The 8592-nt window shown below is 63.5% G+C and carries 10 protein-coding genes; 5 read left to right on the top strand and 5 right to left on the bottom strand.

Going from position 1 to position 8592, the window contains the following annotated elements; translation table 11 throughout:
- Positions 1-50 precede the first annotated feature (50 nt).
- From ACFXKN_RS29890 to ACFXKN_RS29905, 4 genes are all read left to right on the top strand, one after another.
- Entirely contained in the window at positions 51-1655 is a 1605-nt protein-coding gene (locus tag ACFXKN_RS29890) for a pyridoxal-dependent decarboxylase (protein WP_379434262.1), read from the top strand.
- Positions 1652-2410, top strand: a complete 759-nt coding sequence (locus ACFXKN_RS29895; protein WP_378964023.1) for a hypothetical protein — start codon at positions 1652-1654, stop codon at positions 2408-2410. Before ACFXKN_RS29890 ends, ACFXKN_RS29895 begins: the two co-directional genes overlap by 4 nt.
- Positions 2407-4173, top strand: a complete 1767-nt coding sequence (gene argS, locus ACFXKN_RS29900) for an arginine--tRNA ligase (RefSeq protein ID WP_378964019.1) — start codon at positions 2407-2409, stop codon at positions 4171-4173. Before ACFXKN_RS29895 ends, argS begins: the two co-directional genes overlap by 4 nt.
- 98 nt (positions 4174-4271) lie before the next feature.
- The gene (locus tag ACFXKN_RS29905) at positions 4272-4982 is read left to right on the top strand and encodes a 2'-5' RNA ligase family protein (protein WP_378964011.1); all 711 of its coding nucleotides are present in this window, start codon (positions 4272-4274) and stop codon (positions 4980-4982) included.
- Here ACFXKN_RS29905 and ACFXKN_RS29910 read toward each other — a convergent pair.
- The gene (locus ACFXKN_RS29910) at positions 4979-6007 is read right to left on the bottom strand and encodes a hypothetical protein (RefSeq protein WP_379434263.1); all 1029 of its coding nucleotides are present in this window, start codon (positions 6005-6007) and stop codon (positions 4979-4981) included. The genes ACFXKN_RS29905 and ACFXKN_RS29910 overlap by 4 nt on opposite strands.
- A 21-nt stretch (positions 6008-6028) precedes the next feature.
- Here ACFXKN_RS29910 and ACFXKN_RS29915 point away from each other — a divergent pair, with 21 nt between their 5' ends.
- Positions 6029-6268, top strand: a complete 240-nt coding sequence (locus tag ACFXKN_RS29915; protein ID WP_379434264.1) for a hypothetical protein — start codon at positions 6029-6031, stop codon at positions 6266-6268.
- 272 nt (positions 6269-6540) lie between these two features.
- Here ACFXKN_RS29915 and ACFXKN_RS29920 read toward each other — a convergent pair whose 3' ends face one another.
- The 4 genes from ACFXKN_RS29920 to ACFXKN_RS29935 all read right to left on the bottom strand — a co-directional run bounded on the left by ACFXKN_RS29920 (position 6541) and on the right by ACFXKN_RS29935 (position 8379).
- Positions 6541-7119, bottom strand: a complete 579-nt coding sequence (locus ACFXKN_RS29920; RefSeq protein ID WP_378964004.1) for a DUF2867 domain-containing protein — start codon at positions 7117-7119, stop codon at positions 6541-6543.
- 508 nt (positions 7120-7627) lie between these two features.
- Entirely contained in the window at positions 7628-7765 is a 138-nt protein-coding gene (locus tag ACFXKN_RS29925; protein WP_378963999.1) for a hypothetical protein, read from the bottom strand.
- 189 nt (positions 7766-7954) lie between these two features.
- The gene (locus ACFXKN_RS29930) at positions 7955-8200 is read right to left on the bottom strand and encodes a hypothetical protein (RefSeq protein WP_378963995.1); all 246 of its coding nucleotides are present in this window, start codon (positions 8198-8200) and stop codon (positions 7955-7957) included.
- Positions 8197-8379, bottom strand: coding sequence for a hypothetical protein (locus ACFXKN_RS29935; RefSeq protein WP_379434265.1), 183 nt, complete (start codon positions 8377-8379; stop codon positions 8197-8199). The genes ACFXKN_RS29930 and ACFXKN_RS29935 overlap by 4 nt, the downstream gene beginning before the upstream one ends.
- Between the last annotated feature and the right edge of the window lie 213 nt (positions 8380-8592).

Consider the following 8592-nt stretch of genomic DNA (forward strand, 5'->3'; position numbering starts at 1 on the left):
ACCTGCGGGCTGTCCATGATGTCGTCCGGGCTATCGACCCGAAGATCTGGTTGCACGCGGATGCGTGCTGGGGGTTGCTCGCGGCGTTCAGCCCGAACCTGCGGGACAAGATCGACGGTATCGCCGAATTCGACAGCATCACCGTGGACCCGCACAAGATCATGGCAGTGCCATACGGGTTGAGTGCGCTGTTGGTGCGGGATCCGGCTGCGGTGCGGACGATCTCGACCTACTCGGACCTGATCATGCAGGAAGACTTCGCGTTCGGCCAGGTCACACCGTTCATCGGAACCAAAGGGTGGATGTCGCTGAAGCTGTGGATGATGATGCTCGGTCGTGGCCGAGCGGGGCTCGTGGAGTTGGCCGATCACCGACATGAGGTGGCGCAGACGTTCGCGGGGTTGGTCGATGCGCACCCGCGGTTGGTGCGGCTCAACGACCTGGATCTTGCGGCAGTGGTGTTCGCCTACCTGCCGGCAGGCATCGAGGCAGGAAATCTGGATGACGCGGAACTGGACCGACTCAACCGGCTGAACATCGCGATCCATGCACGGATGATGGACGAGGGCCGGTGGCACCTGCATCAATTCACCCTCCCCGATGACCTGGGTCGGCTGCGCTCGGGAGCGGTCGTGCACCCCCTGCGTTATGGCGAACAATCCCGCGGTCACCGAGACCTATATGCGCGACGTCCTTGCCTACCTCGACAACCTCGCACTCGATCTGGAGGGAGAAACAGCATGACGAACAAGACCTTTCGCGCGGTCTACGAGTCGGCAGGCGTCTATGACGAACTGCTGCTGCGCCATTACTACGGCGGCACGGAGGATGTCGACCTGGTTGCGGACTGGCTTACCGAACATCACCGCGCCCCAACCGCCTCGTTCGAGGTCGTGGAGTTCGGTTGTGGCACAGGCCGGATCACCGAGACGATCGCGCCCTACGCACGCAACCTCGTGCTCGCCGACTACAGCGAAACGATGGTGAGCGCCGTTGCCCAGAAATTTCCCGCGGCGCAGACGATCTGCGCAGATACCAGCGACGCCGTGACCACGCTCCTTCGGGAGGGCCGGTCGAAGAGCTTTGACCTGGTGACAGCGTTCTGGTCGTTGAGTTACCCGATCGGGGAGTTCTTCGAGGAACTCTCACCTACGGGTGTGCGGCCTCGCCAGGATCAGGTTCACGCGCATACCCAGGCACGGGAATTCGTGCTCGACCTGGTTCGGTTGGTCGCTCCGGGCGGGCACCTGCTTGCCATGTTGTTCGATGCCGAGAGCCCTGAGCAGCAGTTGGTGACCCGTGGTTGGGAAGCTGTCGCGCCGTTTCCTGTGGGAGGTCGCGCGTACACGAGGAATGTCCTGGTCGACGCGCTTCGTGACGCGGAAGAGCAGGGCATTGGGGCGTTGACCCACACGCGTCTCGGGGGAGTGGCGTGGGCATCGAGCCGGGAAGCGGCGCGTGAATGGTTCTTCGGGGTGCATTTCAAACACCATCCGCAGTTGCTCGACGATCCTGAGCTCGCGATATCGGTGGAGGAATTCATCGACCGATATGAGATCGCAGGTGGTGTCGCTCTCCCGAGCGGAGTCCACTTCGTTGACTTCCATGCCGCCGCGCACCCGTATGCGTCGCTTCCGATCGGCCTGTCGTCATGACGCCCGAGCTGTTCGCCGCGGCAGCGGAGCTGTGCCGCACATTCACCCCGGCAGGAGGGTACGGAATCGTTTACGGCTCGCAGGCCGGTTCAGGGGACTCGCGTGCTGATCTCGACCTCGTCTTGGTGGGGCGCGATCGACTGGGCCGCTGCATCATGGACGGCTTGGTGGCCGCGGTTCGTCGGATCCACGATGGCTTCGGCTTAGCTCACGACACGGAAGTCGATTACGAGACAAAGCTTTTCGCGACCTATTCTGATGTCGATCAGGCTGTCGCTCTGCGGTGCTTTCCGAGGATTGATGGTTTGCTCAGTCCCGTCCCGGTGGTTGTCGAAGCAGACTGGTTGAATTCGTCCGCCTTCGCCCAACGGCTGCTGCTCAATGCCCTCACCAGCGAACATATGTTCCTCGGCGGGAACGTGGGACGGTATCGCGCTGACCGCTCGAGAGCCGAACAGGCGGTCGCGGTGTTGGCGATCTCGATGCTCGCGACACCGGAGATCACAGTTCCCCGCGCGGTCCAGGCATTGACCTGCGCGCCTGATGGTGCCCACGGCAAGGACTTCTTGGGCTACACCCGCAGCGCTCACCTCTGCTCAACGGTTCAGTCGGGTTTGGCGTCGTTGGTCGCCCGGGACCTGGTCGAGGTCATCGACGGCGCGCGATTCCGGCAGCGCCACGCCAGTCACGGCTATTCCACTTCACGCACCTGCGACAATGGGTTCACCATCCCCTTCGAAAGGAATCCAAGGTGAGCTCTGCCGGTATTGTGCCGCTGCTCGGACGTGTCGCTGCCGCTGTGTCGGAGGCGATTGTGCGAGTCCGTCCTGAAATGGCGGACGCGGACCCGGTAGTGCGACGATCCGATCGGGCCGACTTCCAATCCAACGCCGCGCTGCCGTTGGCGAAGAAGGTCGGCATGCCGCCGGCTCAGCTCGGCAGCGAGCTCGCGACCTCGCTCGATCTCACTGGCGGTGTGATCGCTGATGTGCAGGTGTCGGGACCGGGATTCCTGAATATCTCTTTGGTCGATCGAGCCATCTGGGAAAGCGTCGCGGCTCGTCTGGCCGACGCCCGCCTCGGGGTGCCGGCCAGCGAGGACGAGCGGCGGGTGGTTATCGACTACTCCGCTCCGAACGTGGCGAAGGAGATGCACGTCGGGCACCTGCGGACCACGATCATCGGTGACAGCCTCGCCCGAGTCTTCGGGTTCCTCGGTGCCGATGTCGTGCGCGCGAACCACCTCGGCGACTGGGGCACCCAATTCGGCATGCTCATCCAGTACATCGACGAGCACCCCGAATCGCCATGGCACACTGAAGAACTCGACGCTGAAACCAGCTCGGTGTCGGCCCTGGACAGTCTGTACAAGGCCGCGCGAGCTCAGTTCGACGCCGATCCCGACTTCGCCGACCGAGCGCGGACCCGGGTGGTTGCCCTGCAAGCCGGCGACCCCGACACAGTTGCGCGGTGGCGTGAGATTGTCGCTGAGTCGGAGAAGGCCTTCGGCGCGATCTATGACCGGCTCGGCGTCCTGCTCACGCCCGATGACTATGTCGGGGAGTCGTTCTACAACGACAAGTTGGCCGACACCATCACCGAACTCATCGACAAGGGCGTAGCCGTAGACAGCGACGGCGCGATCGTGGTGCTGTCGGAGGAGGTCACGGGCCCTGACGACAAGCCTGTGGTGCTGATGGCTCGCAAACGCGACGGTGGCTATGGCTACGACGGCACTGACCTGGCCACCATCCGATATCGCATCGCCGCGCTCCAGGCGGACCGGCTGCTGTATGTCACCGACTCGCGACAGGCGCTGCACTTTCAGCTGATCTTCGAAGCCGCGCGCCGGGTCGGTTGGCTCACGGACGCGATCCAGGTCGACCACGTCGCCTACGGCACTATCCTGGGCCCGGACGGCAAACCGTTCAAAACCCGTGCAGGAGGAACAGTTCGGTTGATGGGCCTGCTCGACGAAGCCACCGCCCGTGTGCGCGCTGTAGTTGCCGAGAAGAACCCTGATCTGACTGCTGCCGAGCTCGACACCATCGCCGAACAAGCGGGGATCGGTGCGGTCAAGTACGCGGATCTGTCGACATCGCGAGTCAAGGACTACACCTTCGACCTGGACCGGATGACGACACTCAACGGCAATACCGGCGTCTACCTGCAGTACGCCCACGCTCGGGTGTGCTCGATCCTGCGCAAGGCCGATGCCACAACCTCTGCCACGGTCGATACTCTCGCCCCACTCCAACCAGCCGAGCGGGAACTGGCACTGGCCTTGGACGGCTACGGGGTCGTCCTGAGCGAGGTCGCTGACGCGCTCGAGCCGCACCGGCTGGCGGGTTACCTCTACGAGCTCGCCCGCACCTACACCGCATTCTATGACTCGTGCCCGGTCATCGCTGCCGAGGAACCGATTCGTTCGAACCGAATCGCATTGTGCCAGCTAACTGCTCGCACGTTTGAGCTCGGATTGGGCCAATTGGGAATGGCGGCACCGCAACGGATGTGACCCTTGACCGGGCGCTCGCCACATCGGTGCTGCGTCCGGTCGGCAGTCCGCAAACTCGCCGGTAAGAAGTTCGACATGGAGAGGCAGATCAGCCGGTCATGACATCGAGTAGCCCGTTTCCCGAGCTGCTGCCGGACTCGACATCGGATCCGGAAGCCATTGCACGAAATGATTGGAACGCGTTCTCCGAGATCGAGGTCCTTCGCGACCATTGGACTGTGAAGCAGTGGGCGCCGGGCCGTACGGGCTACTACTGGTATCTGACGTTCGACGATTCCGATCTGATCGAGCTCGCTGCCGAATGTCAGGGGGCACTGGCAGTCGGCGGGGTTGATCCGGTTCCGCTGGATGCCTTGCACATCACGATGATGAGGGTCGGCGACATGACCGTTGTCTCTGACGAGCAGATCGACAGGCTGGTTTCGCTTGCACGCGAAAGCCTTTCGGAGGTGAAGCCATTCGACCTTACTGTTGGCCCGCTGAGTGGCTCGCGCAGCGCGATCAGGTTCTCGGTCGCTCCGTGGGATCCGCTGCTTGATCTACATCAGGTCCTGTCGACATGTACGGCAGAAGCATTGCCGACCTCGACGGTTGCGTCGGCGCCGAGTTCTTCCCGGTTCCGACCGCATTTGGGTATCGCCTACAACAACACTGACCGCGCTGCCGCTGAGGTCATCGACGCGGTAGCGGCATTGCGTGCGGCCAGAAGTGCCAGCGTGCGGGTGAACCAGGCCGAGCTGGTCGTCCTCAGACGGGATGGCCACAGCTACCGCTGGACTACCCGCGCGGTCCTTGCTCTGGGCGGTTAAAGCCCACTTTCAGGGGCAATCAGCGGTTGCGCCGAACGACGCCACTGCGCCAAACGCTCGGCGTAATCACGAGAAGGTGCCCGATGCCGGGATTCCATCAGAGCGCCGAGTTCGTTCGCCCGCTGCCATATCGAACGGATGGGTCGATCTGCCGAAGCATCGAGGGCCTCGATGCCGAGCTGAACCGCATGCTCGACTTCTGGCGAGCGTTGTAGGACAAGCGCAGTCGCCACATCCAAGCGCACCAACGTTCGACTCCATACCGAGTCCGACTGCGAAACGTGATCCTCGACCAACCCGCCGAACTCGAGGGCCTTGTCGAATCGCCCGGCCGAGAGGAACGCGGTGGCAGCGTTCGCCATGAGACGGGCTTTGCCGTAGGACTCGAATGTCAACGCGGGAGTCAGTCCCGGAACGGCATTTTGGTGATCGGCCAGTGACAGCGCCCGCTCGATTGCCTGCTCGACCTCCACTGCGTCGCCCAACTTCCCCCATGCGCGGGCCAACCCGTTGGAGTACAAGCGGATTGCCTGAGACCCCGAGCCGGCCAGCTCGATCCCTTCCTCGGCCAACTTCACTGAACTCACGAAATCGCCTGCGTAGTAGGCGCAGAAGCTTTCGGTCGATTTGACCCACGCCAGCATCTCGCCGTCCTCGATCAGCGATGCCAGTACCTGCGCTTCGCGGCAGTGCATCCGAGCGCTGCCGAACCGGCCACAGTTCACCGCCATGTACGCCAGAACCCCCGACAACCGCGCCGCAATCCGATACAACTGCTCGACATGAGCTGGGTGACGACGTTGCTGGAGAAGGAGATTCACCCGCCGACGAAGCTCCTGAACCTCGCTCGCCAGATGGCGCGGCCCCTCCACCTCATAGCGGTCGACGATCTCACCGAGGGCAAGACTCAGTCCATCGACGAGATCGCCATCACCACGAAGCTCGGCGAGATGTTGCAGCCGACCGACAATCGCATCTGATCTATCGAATGGATCGGCGTCCGCACCCGCGGGGGCCTCGGACACACATCGCGCGGATTCGAATCGGTGACGCTGATCGTCGTCGAGTCGCGCAAGGAGAGTGTCCATCGCCGCAGCGTGCTGGTGCGTGAGTGTGATTGTCTCACCGCGCTTCTCCCACTTCCGGACGACCGATTCAGTGAATCCGAGACGCTCGGCAAGTTCCGCTTGGGTGATCCGGAGTGCCGCGGTACGCATTGCGCGAACCTCGACGCCGGTCCATCCTGTCACCGCCACTGCAAACCCCCGCTCGTCGCCGCTGATTAGAGGGTAGAACCTTCGGCGATGAAGCGGAGTGATCGCGAGCGGATTCGACCAGTTGTTCGCCGAACTGGATTTGAACGATGACGACCTGAGCCACGCGAGTCAGAACATCGATGATCCCGTTCGAGCGCGGGCGAAAACTGAACATTGCTGCGGACCCCGAACGTGAGTACCGCCTGACTTGGTCGGATTCGCTCGGTGTGGTGCCCCTGGCCGGGGCTGATCAGCGGTGTGGCAGTCTGCGCAACTTTTGCGGGGTGCGCGAACGGCGCGGTTCAGTGGGGGATGGGGAGGTCGTTCCAGGTTCGTTCCCAGCTGCGGGTCATCGCGGGGTAGACGATGCCGTAGCGGAAGGGCTTGATCAAGGCCATGTAGAAGCGGCCGAACCAGCCGTTGGGCTTCACCAGAACCGCCATTTGCAGGTGGTAGCCGGAATCGTCGGCGACCCAGCCCAGGTGCATGATGCCGTGCATGGTGCCGTTGGCGATTTCGGCGGCGTATTCGTTGTCGAGGACGTAGAGGGCGGTGAGGGGGCCGTCCTCGTCGGGGATGTCGGTGTCGCGTAGGTCGGTGGGTAGGCGGTCTCGCAGGGAGGCGACGCGGGTGCCGGTGCCTGCGTCTTCGCGGTCCCAGCCGAACAGTTCGCCCAGCTTCCAGCGGATCTTGAACAGTAGGCCGCTGATGCCGGTGGATTCGGAGGCGCGTTCGGCTCGGAGGGCGGCCAGTAAGGCGGGGAAGTCGTCGGGGCCACCGCCGGGGGTGCGGAATTTCCAGATGTCCTCGACGTCGAAGTCGGGGGCGATCTCGTGGATGCGCCAGGGTTGATCGGTGTGGGCCGATTCGGGTAGTCGCATAGCTGGAACCTCCATGTGTACGGCAGCGTATAAGTCGAGACTACCGCTGATATACGCCTACGTATAGAAGGGGGGGTGTGACGGATGCGGGCTTGACGGGCGGGCGAGCGTGGGGGCCGCGGAACGCCCCCACATCATGCTCAGGTGCTGCAGATCGCAGATCCGCGAGAAATGCTGTGCTGCTACTCGTGTCGTACAGGTTTGACGAATGCGGTTGTTGCCAAGGCGAGTACGAGCAGACCCGCGCAAAGGTAGCTCGACACTTCGATGCCTGCGGCCATGGCCGCGCGGCCTGCTTCCGCGATGGGGAGTGTTTGCGGATTTTCGGCGAGGGCTGTGATCACCGATCCGGCGCTGTCGGTGACGGTCGACTCCAGTTGCCGCACCTCCGATTCGGGCAGGTCGGCGTCGGTCAGGCGGTCGCGTAGGCCGGTGCCGACGGTGCTGAAGTAGATGGTGGTGAGGACGGCGATGCCCAGTGTCGAGCCGAGTTCCCGTGCGGCGCTTATCAGGTGGAGCTCGTGTCGAACAGGTTGGGGAGGCGCCGGGCGTAGGTTGCCTCGGATGAGACGGTGATGAGGTCGACCGCCGACACCAGCGCTTCGGGAATCTCGTCACCGAGGTGAGCGACGGATGGCACGACCACGGCGTCGACTCCGTCGCGTGCGATGGTGGCCAGGAGGCTGGACGAGCGGGTCGGCGGTGAACTCGCTGAACTCGATCGTCTTGGTCATCCGATATCCGAGACGTTCGGCGGCAGTTCTGATCTGGATCTGGTCCCACACCTTGCTCGCGCCGGACACGTCCGACCGGAGGTAGCCGATGGCGGGCGGCTTCATGGCTGGACCTCAGCGCTCGCCGCGCGCAGGCCCTTCGCGGTCGGCTGCCACAGCGCGCCGCCGACCAGCTCAACCTTGCTCACCCACCGACCAGCGTGCAGCTTGGCCAGGTACTCCTCGGTGCGGAAGGCTGGGTGGTTCTGCTCGGCTGCCAGATCTGCTGCCGTACATGGCAGTGCGGCATAGGAGCAGAGGCTGCGTAGCGTCCACAGTTGTAGGCGGGACGGCTGCGGTGCGGTCATCGGGTTGCCTGCCACTGGCCGCACCGGTTGGGCCACGCGAGCTGCTGCGTCCGCAGTGACTCCACTCCCCGGTCGATCTCGACCCGAGGGCGCTGCAGAATCGCGGCCAATGTCTCGGGGTACAGGAGTCTTCCACGCTGGTGGAGCGCCTCCATTACGGCGGATTCCAATGTGGTCATGATGATTTCCCCTTCACGGCGGGAATGCCGAGCGAACTGGCTGGTAGCCCGGCGGTTGACATGCCGCAACGCTAAGGTCGGTGATCAGGGGCGACGGGGAGGATTTCTCCCCTATCCCGCTTAGTGGTCCTGGTCGTAGGTTTTTCGGGGGTTCACGCGGCTGCTGGTTGTGCGGCAGGCTGGTGGTCGCAGCCGGTGTGCTGCTGGGAGTGC

The sequence above is a fragment of the Nocardia sp. NPDC059195 genome, from assembly GCF_042754695.1.
GTDB lineage: Bacteria > Actinomycetota > Actinomycetes > Mycobacteriales > Mycobacteriaceae > Nocardia.